This window comes from Aeoliella mucimassa (assembly GCF_007748035.1).
In the GTDB taxonomy this organism is placed as follows: Bacteria; Planctomycetota; Planctomycetia; order Pirellulales; family Lacipirellulaceae; genus Aeoliella; species Aeoliella mucimassa.
This window is the reverse complement of record NZ_CP036278.1, coordinates 5337402-5351906: the sequence shown is the minus strand read 5'-3', so window position 1 is coordinate 5351906 and position 14505 is coordinate 5337402. Positions and strand designations below refer to the sequence as shown.

Here is a 14505-nt window from a genome sequence, read left to right as displayed (position 1 = left end):
GGATTGCTGCCCTATAAGCCATTTTATTGAGGTCGCGTCCGCTATCCAGCAGGAGCCACCTCATGACGAACTCGCGTGCGGCTAGCAAACTCTGGCTTTGGCTTGCACTGGCGGCGGTGTTGCTTGCGATGGTGGTGTTGTTCTGGGGATTCGCGGATCCAACACGTTGGATCATCGTCGAAACTACGGGCTTGCCATGGCCAAAGTCGGCAGAGGTGCTTGGAAGCGACTACCAGGAAGCGGGCCCGTTCGGCACAGACTTTGTGCGAACGATCCACCTTGAGATGAGCCAGGCCGATGCCAACGCCTGGCTTCAAAGCTCTCCCTTCGGCGGGAGAGTTGCTTGGCAGTCCGGCCCAGTGACTCCGATCGAGTCGCAGCTCTTCCCCATCTCTGTAGGCGACGACCCCACGCTCCGCAGCGCCAAAGCCGATCTGGAGTCGGAGCAAGCGTTGCTAGTCATTCAACCGCAAACCGGCGAGGCCTGGCTGCAGATTTGGAATGATTGATAGCGAAACGTAGTCGCTGTTGGTCAGGCGGTGTTCGGTTGTGATTCGATTGGCAGTAGCTTTTGCCCTTTATTTACTGGTTTGCCAGCATCGTAGGGCGAGTTCTCTGATTGCTATTTCGACAGCGGCTTCCGATTAGGTCTATCCACAAGTTTCGCCAGCCGATACCATGAGGGTGGTAGGTCAGTCGATTGATGACTACGCTTCTAGCCCTCTCTGGTGGTTAGTCCCCGACGCTTTTTCGCCCGTCCCGCCTAGTATGTGGTCGTTTTGCCGACCGTTTTCTTTTGGGCATGGCGCTATTGTTTGCCCGGTTCTGTATTGGATGGAGACTATTTTGGGTAAGAAGTTGTATTGTGGAAATCTTAGTTATGAGATGTCCAGTGGAGATCTTGAAAAGCTCTTCAGCGAATTCGGTGGCGTACGCGACGCCCAAGTGGTTTCGGATCGTGAAACCGGCCGAAGCAAAGGATTTGGCTTCGTCGAAATGGAGTCGGATGGCGATGCGCAATCGGCCATCAATGGATTGAACGAAACGCTGCATAATGGCCGTCCGTTGACGGTGAACGAAGCCAAACCGCGTGAAAGCCGAAGCGGCGGCGGTGGTGGTGGATACGGCGGCGGTCGCGGGCGACGCTATTAACCAAAGCTAGCTTACGGACTTTTAGTGGTTGCACAGAGCGGGCCAGCGTTGTTTGCTGCGCCCGCCAACCACGATCGATCGCACCCGTGCTTGGGGATTATGTGTCCAAAAATCAAAACACCTTCGAAAAACGACGTCGCGAGCTAGAGAAGAAACGCAAGGCGGAAGAGAAACGCCAGAAGAAGCGGGTCCGCAAGGAAGAAACCATAGACGAAGAACCTTCGAGTTCCGTGGTGGATGACGACACTGAGGGGAGTTGAATCAGACTTTTGCACGGAGGTGGAAACCTGTAAATCCGAGAGGCAGAAGTGATTTTATCGATGACCGAAGAGTGCGTGTTAACGGTGTTCCGACAGTTCTATATGACCCCCGACAAGATGCTGTGCTTCTATGGGCAAGACCTGGAAGACAAGACCATGGCCTTACAAAGCCTCGTGGATAGACAGTTCCTGGTTCGCGAAAAATTCAAAGGGGGATACTCGCTGACGGAAGCCGGGTATCACCATATGAAGCAATCGGTGTAGTGCTTTTCCAAAGACCTCCCGGGGCGATGCCCCGGGCTGGCATGTGATTGCCCCTTCGGGGCGTGATACTGTCTGCACCCTCCCTTCGGGATGGGTCGGGCTATCAGGCCCGGGGAGGGCCTGAGGCCTTGACGTTGGCTTGAGCATAACGTAGGAGCGTGCATGCTCTCGGGGCCCGATCTGATGAATTGAGAAGCTTTCTCCGCTTCCCACCTCCCCGGCCCTAAGAGGCCGACCCGCGTTCCTGGAATTGGGCCAGCGAAGGGGGAATTGGGTGTTTTGATTCTCTCCATTTTTCGCTGGGAATTGGCCACCTGTGGTGTTCTAATGGACAGGTGATTGAGGCTGTCGGCTTTCAGCTATCGGCTGTTGGCTTTTTATGAAAGGAGGTGAATCAGATGTGATGTTTCTCTAAATAACAAACGACTAGCGACGCGCAGGCGAATGGTTGCTGGCGTGGGGGCTGGCTGCTGCGCGTGTGGGTAATGCGGTGGTGGGGCTGCGACGCTGGAAGCTCCTGGACCCACGCTACTACCCTTTCAAACCCCAACTTCCAACTCCCAACGTCCAACTCAAAATAGTTTCCCACCCATGGGAATCTATTTTGGGCAACTATCGCGGAGGTGTTGATGCAACTCATTGCTGGTAAACGATTTGCGATAGATACCCAGCGCGAAAATAGATTCCCACTCGATGCGTTTTTGGAAATGGGAATCTATTCGAGGGACGAAACCACTGGTTTTATAGAGTCGGCGGAGATTCAATTTTCCCATCGGTGGGTAAATTGGGAATCTATCATAATGCTAGTCGCGGCCTTGGTGAGGGTTGCAATGGTTGGCGGGGAAATATCCCGTGCTAGCGGGCGAATCACGCCTTGCAAATCTGGACAGGGCGGTTATACTTCCACTCCTTACATGAGGTGTGAGACTTACCGAGCTTTGAGTGCCGGTCTGTTCACTCAAGCTCGATATTTCGCCTGCCAGGCGGTCGTGAAGTTCAATCGCGACGCCCCCTCGGCAGGTGCCGCTCGACTGCGATTGATTCTCTTGCCCCTTAGGCCTTGCCTCCCCAGACGTAAATGAGCTGGGGGAACGCCCTTCTTGAGTAACAAGTTGGCCACCTACCAGGTGGAGCAAGGCAATCCAACGGCAAACCCTCGCTTGCGAGGGACCCCACGAAGCCCCCTAGTGGTAGAGGTCTGCGGACCCCGACCGCGCCCAGGGTGCAGACACGAAAGTAGATTAGTTAAAAGATGAAGTTCACCGAACTTGGCTTGGCCGAACCGTTTCTCCGTGCCCTCGAAAAATTGGGCTATGAAGAGGCCACCCCGATTCAAGCGGCTGCAATTCCGATGATCCTGGCCGGGCGCGACGTGATTGGTTGCGCCCAAACCGGCACCGGCAAGACCGCTGCGTTCACGCTGCCGATGCTCGATCGTTTGCTGCAGACGTTGCCACCGAAGCCCGAGGGGCACAAACCCGAAAAGCCGAAGCACAAAGGTCCGAAGGGATCAAAAGGGGCGAACCCACGCCCACGCGTTCTCAAGTCGCTGGTGCTGTCGCCTACTCGCGAGCTAGCTGCCCAGATTAGCGAGAGCCTGAAGAAGTATGGTCGCCACACTCCGCTACGTCATTGCGTGGTGTTTGGCGGCGTGTCGCAACTCCACCAGGTGCGGGCGCTGCGTCATGGGGTCGACTCGTTGGTTGCGACTCCCGGGCGGTTGCTCGACCTGATTGGCCAAGGGCACATCGACCTGTCGCAGATCGAAATCCTGGTGTTCGACGAAGCCGATCAGATGCTCGACATGGGCTTCCTGCCCGACCTCAAGCGAATCGTGTCGATGGTGCCTGAGGAGCGTCAGACGCTGATGTTCTCGGCAACGATGCCGACGGAGATTCGCCGCCTGGCGGAGCAATGGCTGACCGATCCCGAGAGCGTGGAAGTCGCTCCGGTAGCGACTCCCGCCGAGCGGATTGCTCAAAGCGTGCGGATGGTCGAGAAGAAAGAGAAGCCCGACGAGCTAGCGCGGTTCTTGAAAGAGACCCCGCGGAGTCGCACGTTGGTGTTCAGTCGCACGAAGCATGGTGCCGACAAGATCGTCAAGCGTTTGGAACGCGACGGACTTCGCGCGGCCGCCATTCATGGCAACAAGAGCCAAGGAGCCCGCACCCGTACGCTCGAAAGGTTTAAGGGTAAGAATCCTCCGATTCTGGTGGCGACCGACATTGCTGCCCGCGGTTTGGACATTCGCGATGTTTCGCACATTGTGAACTACGATTTGCCAGAGGCCCCCGAGACCTACGTGCACCGCATTGGGCGGACTGCCCGGGCGGGTGCCGAAGGGGTAGCGATTTCGTACTGTGCTCGCGACGAGCGACGTTACTTGTTCGCGATCGAACGGTTGATGAAGACCCGCATCGCGGTGCATGGCGAGAATGGCGAAGAGCTGGAACCTGCCCGCCCGATGAAGGAGCAGTCGCACTCCAATCGTCAGCAAAACGGCGGCCAAGGTGGTGGACGCCCACAACGCGGCGGCAACTCCTCGCGTCCGAAGCGGAAGCGTCCGTTCCGGAAGTCCGGGCAGTTCGGCGGTTCCGGCGGTCAGTCGGAAGGACGTCGCGGCGAACGTTCCGGCGAACGCGGTCCGCGTAGTGAGTACGGTCAACGCAGCGAACGATCCGGCGAACGTGATTCACGTAGTGAGTGTGGTCAACGCAGCGAACGTGGTGATCGTGGTCAACGCGGAGAAAACGGTGAACGGACCGGCCAACGTGGCGAGCGTACCGATCGCAACGACCGTGGTCCACGCGGCGAAAACGGCGAACGCACCGAACGCGGTCCTCGCAACGGCAAGCCAGGCGGAAAGCCCGGTTTCAAATCGGGCTTTAAGTCGGGCGCACGCTCCGGTGGTAAGCCGGGTGCCACGTCGCGTGGCAACAGCTCCGGCGGCGGCAATGGTGCCAAGGCTGGTGGTCGTCCCGGTGGCAAGCCTGGTGGTAAGCCTGGAGCCAAGTCCGGCGCGAAAGCCGGCGGCAAGCCATGGGGCAACAAAGGCAAGTTCAAGTCGAAGGGCCGTAAGCCGCAAACGGCCGCCAACTGATGTTGACGGCCTCGGCTGCTTGGAGTCGTGCGTTAATAAACGCATCGACTCCGTCGAGCAGCATCTGAACGGCAATCATGATGAGCAGTAGGCCCATTAGCCGTTCGAGAGCAATGGAACCGCGCCGCCCGAGCAGGTGATACACCAGCGAGCAGGCGGCCAGCAGCAAGGTCGACGAGATCGTCGCCAGCGCGATGCCACCGATTACGGTTGGCATCGCGTGGTGCTTGCTGAATAGAATCACCATCGAAATCGCGCTTGGCCCCGCAATCAGCGGCATCGCAATCGGCACCACCAACGGGGTGTCGGTGGTCTCTTCGTCGAGCACGCGCCGGGAGGGAAACAGCATTCCCAAGGCGATCAGGAACAGTACGATCCCGCCGGAGAGTTGCAGCGAGGCCTCCTCGAGGCCCAGAGTGTCGAGCATCGCACTGCCGAATATCGCAATCAGGATGAGAATGCCCATGGCGATGGCACCCTCGCGCAGAATCACTAGCGCCTGCTGCCAGCGAGGGAGATCGGACACCAGCGAATTGACAACAATCATGTTGCCAAAGGGGTCCATAATCAGAAACAACATCAAACCAATGGCAATCATGGGGCCGCTTCGACGAAGAGCTTCTCGGTGAACGAAATCTGCAGAGGGCAGGGGGCAACCCGCCTTCTCTCTGGCCGATTATCACGTAGCCAGGCGATTCGTACCAGGAGCACCAGCCAGCCGACATTCCGCGAAGCACTCCGTGCACAGAGATCCGTCACCCGGTCAGGGTCCTGGAGGAGCGGTGGTTGCATCACCGCCGGTATCGAGTGCATAACTAGTGTTATCGAGGTACCGCCCGCCGGCGGCTACCCCCGACCACGAACCCCCCGGAGCACCCATGGCTAAAACCGCAAAATGTATCCGTGTGGGATCGACCTACCACGGAGGGCTCGAAGGCAAACTCAGTCTGGTAGGCATCCTGCTCTTTGTGCTTTCGGTACTCTTGGCAACGGTCTTCTTCCTCATGACCCCCTACGAGGGGTGGCTGGTCGCACTGATGACCTTATTCAATGGCTTGATCGCCTGGCTCTTGTTCCAGGCCTTGGCCGAGCACCTGCGATTGCAGAAGAAGATTGCTGGCCTGCCGTACGGCGGGCGGATCAGCCGCAACTTTGAATCGCCGGTGTACCGATGCGGTGAGTGCGATCGCGAGACCGACAGTCCGTACTATTGCTACTACTGCCGGTGCGACCTGGTCGACGGCGACCCCAGCGACGCCGAGCCGGAATAGACAGGGAATTTGCCTGTCACTGGAGTGTTCTGCGAACTGCCCCCTGACTGACACCGCCCGCTCGATTAGCATAGGGAGTTCGATTCCCAGCTAGGAGCAAACGCGATGGCCCTCAGTCCGATGATGCAGCAGTACCACCAGGCCAAGGAAGTGGCCGGCGATGCGCTTTTGCTGTTTCGCATGGGCGACTTTTACGAGTTGTTTTACGACGATGCCAAGGTAGCCGCCCGCGTGCTGGGGCTATCGCTTACGAGCCGCGACAAAGGGGAAAACCCGGTCGCGATGGCCGGTTTTCCTCATCATCAGCTCGATCAGTACCTGGCCAAAATCATTGCCTCGGGGCACCGAGCCGCAATCTGCGATCAGATGGAGGATCCGAAGCAGGCTAAAGGCATCGTGAAGCGCGAGATCACCCGCATCGTGAGCCGCGGCACCGTGACCGACGACTCGCTGCTCGATCCCGCGGCCAGCAACTACCTGGCGGCCCTCATCACCGATGGCGACGCGCAACAGGTCGGCCTGGCGTGGGTCGACCTTTCGACGGGAGCCTTCCAGGCGGCCGCCCTGCCGGTGCGGGATGTGGTCGACCAGCTCGCCCGCATCGCGCCGACCGAGATCGTGGTGAGCGACGAACAGCGGGCCGAGCTCCCCGCCGAATGGCTTACCGGCCGACAGTCGACCTCGCGCCCGGCGTGGGCGTTCAATCAACAGCAAGCAGCCGAGCGACTGGCTCAGCACTTCGGCACTCAGCGGCTCGACGGGTTTGGCTTCGATCACGAGTCGGCGACCGATCGACTGTCGCTGGCCGCCGCGGGAGCGGTGCTCGAGTACCTTACCGAAACCCAAAAGGCCGACCTGTCGCACATCGCGTCGCTGGTGCCGCTGCGTCAGGCCGAGTCGCTGGAAATCGACGCGGCCACCTGGCGCAGCCTGGAAGTCACTCGCACCCTCCGCGATGGCAGCCGCGAGGGTACCTTGCTCGGCGTGCTCGACCGCACGGTCACCCCGATGGGGGCCCGCCGGCTCGGTAGCTGGCTCGCCCACCCGCTGGTCGATGCCGAGAAGATCGACGAGCGACTCGACGCAGTAGCCGAGTTGGTAGAGCATCCGCAGCTCACCTCGGCAGTGCGGGACGTGCTCAAGGGCATCTACGACATTCAGCGACTCGCCGCGCGGGTAACCACCGGACGCGCCGGCCCTCGCGACCTGTCGTTCGTCGGTCGCACGCTGGCCGCGCTTCCCGCGCTCAAAGCCAAGCTGACCGGCCGGGCGAGCAAGCTGCTGGCCGCGATTGAGGAGCAGGTCGACCTCTGCCCCGAACTGCGGAGCAAGCTCGAAGCGATGCTCGAGGAAGCCTGCCCGCTGCTGGCCCGCGAGGGTGGCTTCATCCGCCCGGGGGCTGACAGCCGGCTCGACGAGCTCCGCGAACTCATGAGCGGCGGCAAGCAATGGATGGCCAACTACCAGACCGCCGAGATCGAGCGGACCGGCATCCCCAGCATGAAGGTCGGCTTCAACAAGGTGTTCGGCTACTACTTGGAGGTCACCCACGCCCATCGCGACAAGGTGCCGGCCGAGTACATCCGCAAGCAGACGCTCAAAAACGCCGAGCGGTTCATCACGCCCGAGCTGAAAGAGTACGAAGAAAAGGTGCTGAGCGCCGAAGAGCGGGTGCAGGACCTTGAGATGCAGCTGTTCACCGAACTCCGCGAGCTGACGCTGCGTCATGTTCCGCGGCTGCTGTCCACGGCCGAGTGCTTGGCTGATCTCGATGCCCTCGCGAGCCTGGCCGAGGTGGCCCGCGCCCGCGACTACGTGCGTCCCGAGATTGCCGACGCGCCGGTGCTGGAGATCGAAGCAGGCCGGCATCCGGTGGTCGAAGCCACCGAAGCAGCCGGCACGTTCGTGCCGAACGATACCGTCTGCGGGGGAGTGGCCCCATCCACGCGAGCCGCCGACGAGTCGCAACCCACCGCCGCGAGTCCGCAGATCCTCCTCATCACGGGTCCCAACATGGCGGGTAAGAGTACTTACATTCGCCAGACCGCGTTGATCGTGCTGATGGCCCAGATCGGCAGCTTCGTCCCCGCCCGTAAGGCGCGGATCGGGGTCGCCGACCGGTTGTTCGCCCGCGTCGGTGCAAGCGACGAGCTGGCCCGCGGGCAGAGTACCTTCATGGTCGAGATGACCGAAGCGGCCCGCATTCTCAACACCGCCAGCGAACGCAGCCTGGTGGTGCTCGACGAAATCGGCCGCGGCACCAGCACCTACGACGGGCTGTCGCTCGCCTGGAGCATCGTGGAGTACCTGCATCACCAGATTGGTTGCCGCACGCTGTTTGCGACGCACTACCATGAGCTCACGGAGCTTGCCGACCAGCTGCCCGGCGTTGCGAATCGCAACGTGATGGTTCGCGAGCATTTCGGGAAGATCGTGTTTTTGCACCAAATCGTCGAAGGCTCCGCGGATCGCAGCTACGGGATCCATGTCGCCCAACTGGCCGGCGTTCCGCGGGCAGTAAGCGAGCGGGCGGAGGAGATTCTCGCCGAACTCGAACAGTCGGGCCACCGCCTCGACACGCCACACGCCGAAGTGTCGCCCCCGCACACGCAGACCGCCCCCAGCCAAAAGGTCGGCATGCAGCTCACGCTGTTCGAGACCGCCGAACACCCCGTGGTCGAAAAGATCCGCGAGCTCGATCTCAACAATATGACCCCATTGCAAGCCCTGGCAGCCATGGACGCGCTGAAGAAGGATTTGTAACCGCAGCCTCTGATTGCGATCGCCCCGCAGGGCAGATCGTAGCACGACACTCCGTGTCGTAAACAATGGTAGCGAACTTCCAACTGCCGAGGCGTGATCTACCAGGCAAATCGTTGCCAACTACCTACGACTCGGAGAGTCGTGCTACTTTCTTTTTTCCCGACCTATAAAACCGCCGGTCCAGCGAATACTCTGGAGCAAGTCCCTGGTTCGGCTCCCGGGGACTCGGTTCGAACACCACAGTGAGATCGGGCGATGGGACATCGGTATGCCAAATGGGTAGTCGCGGCGGCAGTGCTGCTGGCGGTCGTGCGGATCGCTTCGGTCGCATCGCATACCGAGTACGGATGGGGGCTACTGTCGGACCAGTGGCAATTCGCCCTCGGTACCCCGGTGGGGCTGCAGCACACGCCCATCGGTCAGTGTCCTCCTGTCGACCAAGCCAAGTTCTGGCTGGCGGAGACCGATCGCGTGGTCGCCGAGCATCCCGATTCGGCCTCGCTTGCCATGGGAGCCGCTTGGGTGCTCGACTCCCCGGGCGTCGATTTTATGTCCGGCTACATGAAGTCGAAGGAATATCCCAAGGCTTTTCCGTCCATGGGCATGGAGCTAGACGATGAAGCCATTGCCCGGGCCACGGCAGAGTTTCGCGAGCGGTGCCTGCCCCGCTGTCTGGAGCTGGCACGACGAGCCACTGAGCTCGAACCGCAGAACGTCGACTGGTGGCGAATGCGGGCGCTGCTTGAGTTCGAGGGAGACCAGTTCATGAGCGGCCTCGACTTTTCACCCCGCGAAGCGGACTGGCTGCAAGTGCTCGAACAGTGTCAGCAGCACGATCCCGACAACGCCCTCTACGATTACTTGGCGGCATTTAGTTTGTGGGAGCAGTCGGCCAGTTACGATGCGTTCTTCCCCGATGATGCTACGCAAGACGAAGACTTTCAGCGAATCGATCAGCAAACCAGAAGGCTTGCAAGTACTGTAAGTAGGACGCTCGCAATTCACGACGAGTCCGGGTTCCTGCAAGGCTGCAAGCGGTTCGAAGCGGGGCAGCAGAAAGCGTACTTAGCGTTTGGCGAAGCAGGGACGCCCTGCATTGCCGAGTTAGTTAGCCAATCTGGGGCCAAGCAATCGGACTGGCCCATCGTCGCGACCAATCGATTGATTTCCTACCGACAAACGTGGCTCTATGCTATGTTGTCGCGCTGGTGCATGGTGCAAGCCGACGACGCGATTTTGGACGGCAACATCGAGCTGGCAATAGATCACAAACGTCAAACGCTACGGCTCTTTGAGCAAGCGATCCTACCCAAGGAGACTTCTGCACTTGATCTTCAACTTCGATACGCAGTCATCCGCGAGGCTAATTACGCAGGACTGCTAAAGATAGCTGAGGCTTTCCCCGACGCCATCTCGCAAGCGGAACTCGACGCGCTGAAATTGCGAGAGCGCCAACTCCGCATCGACGCGGCGACACTTACCGCCGCGTTGCAAACGCTGCATGCCGAAGTCTACCCCGAACCGTTCAGCACCACCCGCGAGGCTACCTACTCGGCGGTCGCCAGTTTGTCGGCCGGCGCGATGTTGTACCTCGCGTTACCGCTGCTGTTGGTCGGCTGGCTATTGGCTCGCCGGGGCGACACGCCCTCGCATCTCGGCTTTGTCCGGCAGTGCGTTGCCTGGCTAGTAGGCTATGGACTGACGATCGTGGTGCTAGGCATGGCCCCGGCCGAGGTAATTAGCCACGCCTGGCAGCAGCGGGCGATCATCGGCGGCATCTGGCTCTCGGCGTTTGCCATCGCTGCGGGGGCCGCATGGATACTGCTGCGTGTGATACGTCGCCGGCAAGTTCGCTATCAAACACGGACGCTGCTGGCGATCACCACCGCGATCGCTGTGTTGGCGGCCCAATGGCCTTGGGTCTCCTGGGCGTTGGCAGCGCTCGCTGCGAATCCCCCCGAGTTGTGGGTGCACGCCCGCGGATTCGGCGGCCTCGATGCCGAGGTGATTCGCGCCGGCACCAAACTGCAAACCGGCTCTTGGATGTGGGCGGTGCTGCAGTGGTTCGCCCACCTGGGGCACTACGTGGGACTCGCGTTGTCGCTGCTGCTGGTGATCGGGTGGTACGTGCTGCGGTCGGCCAGGCAGCAACGCGAAGGCTGGCGACTTGGTTTTGTGCCTGCCGATCGGCAACGCTGGTCTCAACTACTCCGCTTTGCCGGCCGTTCCGCCGCGGGGGCGGCGATCGTCTGGTTGCTGGTATATGCGGCGATCTTTTCCCAAGCCGCAGCGCTAGCCGATGCAGAGTTCCAATACAAAATGCGATATTGTCGCGACCCGCTAGCCCACTACAACGAGATTGTCGAAGCCCAAGCGACGGTCAAAGCCTCACCCGCAAAGATGACGCCAATCCGCCAGCAGGTGGAGTTCGACCTGTCGGACGAAGAGCTTTTGCAGCAGTACTACGGCGAGGAAGAGTAGACTCTTCTCGCAATATGGAAACAGTTGTAGCCTCCGCCCTTGTGGCGGAATGCGTGGCACCTCCAGCAGGCCACAAGGGCCTGGGTTACAGTGTGGTGACAACTCCTTTACCTTTTAAGCCACGGAGTGGCGAAACAGATTAGCCTGGGGCAAACGCCGGCGAGTTCCACGAGCCGAAGTGTCGCCCCAGGTTTGGTTTTGCGTAGCGCCCCTCCCCCGGCCTGATAGCCGGACCCTCCCGAGGGAGGGTGTAATTCGTTATCCGTGTTTCATCGGTGTTCATCCGTGGCCGAAGAATCTTTCCATTTTCTAGTAGAAATTGGCCACCAGATGTGCACTAATGATCAGTGCACCACCGCGTGATGGGTGCGACGCTGTTTGACAATTTGGCTATCGGCTGTCGGCGTTAAGCTTTCGGCTTCCTGCCGCGCGAAGGTCAACGATCCTAGTACCTCCCTAGCCGGACCGCCACGCGGTCCGTGTCGTTGATCCCAGCGAGGGAGAAGAATCGTTTTGCCCCCACTCAACAGCAGGGTGGGGCGAAACTCCCGGCGGGCGTTTTTTGACAATGCAAAAAATGTCGGTAAACCCAGGCGAAACGTGAAGTTGCCGCCCTCGGTGCGGAGAGAATAAAGCCCCCACGAATCGATTTCCCGCTTTTGGGGGCAAAAAGACTCCCGAGGGGAGGGGGGAGATTTGAGGAATATGGCCGAGGACCGACGTATCGTCGGAACGCTCGTTGGGGTCCTGTGACCTACGAGATTCTTCCGTCATTGGATGCTCCCGCAGAATGAAAGTTCCAACCAATCAGCCGCAACATCAGCGCATATAAAAACAGATTCCCATCGCTGGGAATCTGTTTTGTGGATTGCTTTGCAGGTGGTCGTCGCACGGTGTTGCGGCTAAACCAAGGGCTTACTCGGCAGCGACAAATCCGTCGCAGATCGCCTTGCACTCGTCGACGGTCAGCTCGCCTTGCTTGACGACGAAGCGGTACTTCACGGTCAGCGGCTTTTCGGGCGTGACGTCGGTCGCGAAGTACGAACCGAAGCGGGCGTAGTCGCGTTCGCTATAGCGGGCCGGCTTGGGATTCTCGGGGTGGTTGCAGCGAACCACGGTGTATCGCTCGCCATCGAGCACGAAGCAGACCGCGTGCCAGGGCAGGTCGATGCACAGTTTGCTCTCATCCGAGTCGGGCTTGTTCTGATCCCAGTTGCGGGTCTCGCCCTCTTTGCCTTTGCCATCGGGGCGCAGGTAATAGGTTTGCTTGGCGGTTTCGTCCGGCACCTTTTGCGAAGCACGGAACTGCACGCCGGCGTGCTGCGGGTCGCCATCGAGGTGGATCTTGTCGATGTTCTTCGCTGGGGTGAGCGTGGAGACAAAATCGATTTGAGTCATGCCGTCGACCTGACCGACTTGCATGGTCCGTTCTTCGGTAGCGAAGACTTCGCCTTCTTGCCCGTGCCAGTAGACGACGGATTCAATTGCACCGCTCGTGGGATACGATTCCATCATCGAGAATCGTTCGTGCTCAGTGAAAGCCTTGCCATGGCAGTGCCAGGTGTCGCACTTCTTGCCGTCGCCGTAGGTGATGCGATTGAAGCCGTAGAAGATGCCGCGGTGGTGGGGGAATAATCCGCCAGGGCCCTTGGTGATGATCTTCGATCCATCGGGGCTGAACACGTGCAGGTAAGGCTTATAGGTTTCCGCGCGACGCTCGCCGTTCGACTCGTCGATGGGAGCGTACATGTATCGCACAAGCGGACTGCCGTTGAGCGTGAGTTCGCACTCGTGCTTCTCCTCGTTATCGGCCCAAGTGTAAGCGGAGTCGCCCGCCTGGGCAGCAGTGGGGATTAGTGTTGCCAACAGCGCGAGGCTCAAGGCCGCAAGCGCCGACGATCGGAAAGGGGTAGTGATGTTCATAGATTCCAAATTACCGCTTGAGGAAGGGGCCCGCAACGTCTGCGATACCGGAAAATCTTACGACAATGCCGCTTCCACGGCAGCTTCGGTATCCGCAAGCAGCTCCTCTCCCTCGGGGCGACTATGGATATAACAGACGTTTTTGTCGAATACGCCGATCGAAAGCTCGTCGGCCGGGCGGTCGCCGAAGCTCAGTCCCAGCGCCCGGGCTGCTTGCACCATCGGCCCGTCGGGGTCGACCTGGCGGATCCGGCTGACCGCTTCGGAAATCGGCACGCTGGTCATCTCTGGTGGGCGATAGCAGAGCATCTCGCCGAAGCGACCTTCGACCACCATGCGAACCGCATGGGCGCCGAACTGGGTGGCCAGTGCACGATCGAACGTGGTGGGCGCACCGCCGCGTTGCAGGTGACCGAGCACGCAGAGTCGGGTTTCGCGATGGAGCCGGCGTTCGATTTCGTCGGTCACCGCGCGGCCGATGCCGCCGAGTTTGAGCTGCTGGCCGCTGACTTCCTGGCCGACCATGTTGCCGTCGGGCATGTGTGCACCTTCGGCCACGACGACCAGGGTGAACTTCTTGCCTTGGCTCTCGCGGTGCAGGATCTTGTGGCAAATGTGCTCGAACTTCCAAGGGATCTCTGGAATGAGGATCACGTCGCCGCCGCCGGCGATGCCAGCGTGCAAGGCAATCCAGCCCGCATGGCGACCCATCACTTCGAGCACCATGATCCGCTCGTGACTGGCGGCCGTGGTGTGCAGGCGGTCGAGGGCGTCGGTTGCGCACTCAATCGCGCTGTCGAATCCGAACGTAAACGCGGTGGCCGACAGGTCGTTGTCGATGGTCTTCGGCACGCCGACCACGGGGATGCCATTTTCGTGGAACTGTTGGGCAATGGCCAGCGAGCCATCGCCGCCGACGCAAATGAGTCCGTCGATGTCGAGCTGTTCGATGGTTTTCTTCACCCCTTCGATCAGGTGCTGTTCGATTTCGACTCGGTTGTTTACCCCTTTGACCGCTGCGAAGCGACCTTTGTTCGTCGAGCCGAGAATCGTGCCGCCTTGGCTCAGGATGCCTTTGGTGTTCTTCGGCGTGATCGGCACGTATTGCACCGGGTCGTAGAGACCTTCGTATCCCTTGAGGAATCCAATGCAGTCGTATCCCAGCTGGTCGCAGCTTTTCGCAGTGCCGCGAATCACCGCGTTGAGACCGGGGCAATCGCCGCCGCTGGTGAGAATGCCAATACGCTTCGACATGATGATGAATCCTGATTCAATGGGAAACCGCCTGCGG

At 60.1% G+C, this 14505-nt stretch carries 11 protein-coding genes; 8 read left to right on the top strand and 3 right to left on the bottom strand.

All coding sequences use genetic code 11. The features are described from left to right. The first annotated feature begins 62 nt into the window (after positions 1–62). The 5 genes from Pan181_RS20940 to Pan181_RS20925 all read left to right on the top strand — a co-directional run bounded on the left by Pan181_RS20940 (position 63) and on the right by Pan181_RS20925 (position 4776). On the top strand, positions 63–509 hold the full coding sequence (locus Pan181_RS20940; protein WP_145249755.1) for a hypothetical protein: 447 nt from the start codon (positions 63–65) through the stop codon (positions 507–509). 337 nt (positions 510–846) lie between these two features. Continuing rightward, positions 847–1152 carry an RNA recognition motif domain-containing protein gene (locus tag Pan181_RS20935; RefSeq protein WP_145252375.1) on the top strand — a complete coding sequence of 102 codons (306 nt, stop codon included), beginning with the start codon at positions 847–849 and terminating at the stop codon, positions 1150–1152. A 101-nt stretch (positions 1153–1253) separates the two neighbouring features. Beyond that, positions 1254–1412 (top strand): hypothetical protein, encoded by a 159-nt coding sequence (locus Pan181_RS26295; protein WP_197528566.1) that lies wholly within the window; start codon positions 1254–1256, stop codon positions 1410–1412. Positions 1413–1472: 60 nt separating this feature from the next. Then, the gene (locus Pan181_RS20930) at positions 1473–1676 is read left to right on the top strand and encodes a hypothetical protein (protein ID WP_231943660.1); all 204 of its coding nucleotides are present in this window, start codon (positions 1473–1475) and stop codon (positions 1674–1676) included. 1252 nt (positions 1677–2928) lie between these two features. After that, positions 2929–4776, top strand: coding sequence for a DEAD/DEAH box helicase (locus Pan181_RS20925; protein WP_145249751.1), 1848 nt, complete (start codon positions 2929–2931; stop codon positions 4774–4776). Here the strand turns inward: Pan181_RS20925 and Pan181_RS20920 are convergent. Further along, positions 4736–5374: a MarC family protein gene (locus Pan181_RS20920; protein WP_145249749.1), complete on the bottom strand. Its 639-nt coding sequence runs from the start codon at positions 5372–5374 to the stop codon at positions 4736–4738. The genes Pan181_RS20925 and Pan181_RS20920 overlap by 41 nt on opposite strands. Positions 5375–5654: 280 nt before the next feature. On the opposite strand from Pan181_RS20920, the gene Pan181_RS20915 reads away from it, so the two are divergent. The 3 genes from Pan181_RS20915 to Pan181_RS20905 all read left to right on the top strand — a co-directional run bounded on the left by Pan181_RS20915 (position 5655) and on the right by Pan181_RS20905 (position 11291). Then, positions 5655–6047 (top strand): hypothetical protein, encoded by a 393-nt coding sequence (locus Pan181_RS20915; protein ID WP_145249747.1) that lies wholly within the window; start codon positions 5655–5657, stop codon positions 6045–6047. Positions 6048–6152: 105 nt separating this feature from the next. Further along, a complete protein-coding gene (mutS, locus tag Pan181_RS20910; protein WP_145249745.1) occupies positions 6153–8810 on the top strand; it encodes a DNA mismatch repair protein MutS in 2658 nt (885 codons plus the stop codon). A 255-nt stretch (positions 8811–9065) separates the two neighbouring features. Beyond that, positions 9066–11291, top strand: a complete 2226-nt coding sequence (locus Pan181_RS20905; protein WP_145249743.1) for a hypothetical protein — start codon at positions 9066–9068, stop codon at positions 11289–11291. Between the two features lie 915 nt (positions 11292–12206). Here the strand turns inward: Pan181_RS20905 and Pan181_RS20900 are convergent. Both Pan181_RS20900 and Pan181_RS20895 read right to left on the bottom strand, forming a co-directional pair. Continuing rightward, complete coding sequence (locus Pan181_RS20900) at positions 12207–13214, bottom strand: DUF6807 family protein (RefSeq protein WP_145249741.1); 1008 nt, start codon at positions 13212–13214, stop codon at positions 12207–12209. 57 nt (positions 13215–13271) lie between these two features. Continuing rightward, on the bottom strand, positions 13272–14468 hold the full coding sequence (locus tag Pan181_RS20895) for a 6-phosphofructokinase (RefSeq protein ID WP_145249739.1): 1197 nt from the start codon (positions 14466–14468) through the stop codon (positions 13272–13274). Positions 14469–14505: the final 37 nt, after the last annotated feature.

Excerpts from the sequence above, each read along its gene's own strand:
- Pan181_RS20905 (WP_145249743.1), top strand. The coding sequence starts at position 9,066 with ATGGGACATCGGTATGCCAAATGGGTAGTCGCGGCGGCAGTGCTGCTG.
- mutS (WP_145249745.1), top strand. The coding sequence starts at position 6,153 with ATGGCCCTCAGTCCGATGATGCAGCAGTACCACCAGGCCAAGGAAGTG.
- Pan181_RS20915 (WP_145249747.1), top strand. The coding sequence starts at position 5,655 with ATGGCTAAAACCGCAAAATGTATCCGTGTGGGATCGACCTACCACGGA.
- Pan181_RS20900 (WP_145249741.1), bottom strand. The coding sequence starts at position 13,214 with ATGAACATCACTACCCCTTTCCGATCGTCGGCGCTTGCGGCCTTGAGC.
- Pan181_RS20895 (WP_145249739.1), bottom strand. The coding sequence starts at position 14,468 with ATGTCGAAGCGTATTGGCATTCTCACCAGCGGCGGCGATTGCCCCGGT.
- Pan181_RS20925 (WP_145249751.1), top strand. The coding sequence starts at position 2,929 with ATGAAGTTCACCGAACTTGGCTTGGCCGAACCGTTTCTCCGTGCCCTC.
- Pan181_RS20920 (WP_145249749.1), bottom strand. The coding sequence starts at position 5,374 with ATGATTGCCATTGGTTTGATGTTGTTTCTGATTATGGACCCCTTTGGC.
- Pan181_RS20930 (WP_231943660.1), top strand. The coding sequence starts at position 1,473 with ATGACCGAAGAGTGCGTGTTAACGGTGTTCCGACAGTTCTATATGACC.
- Pan181_RS20940 (WP_145249755.1), top strand. The coding sequence starts at position 63 with ATGACGAACTCGCGTGCGGCTAGCAAACTCTGGCTTTGGCTTGCACTG.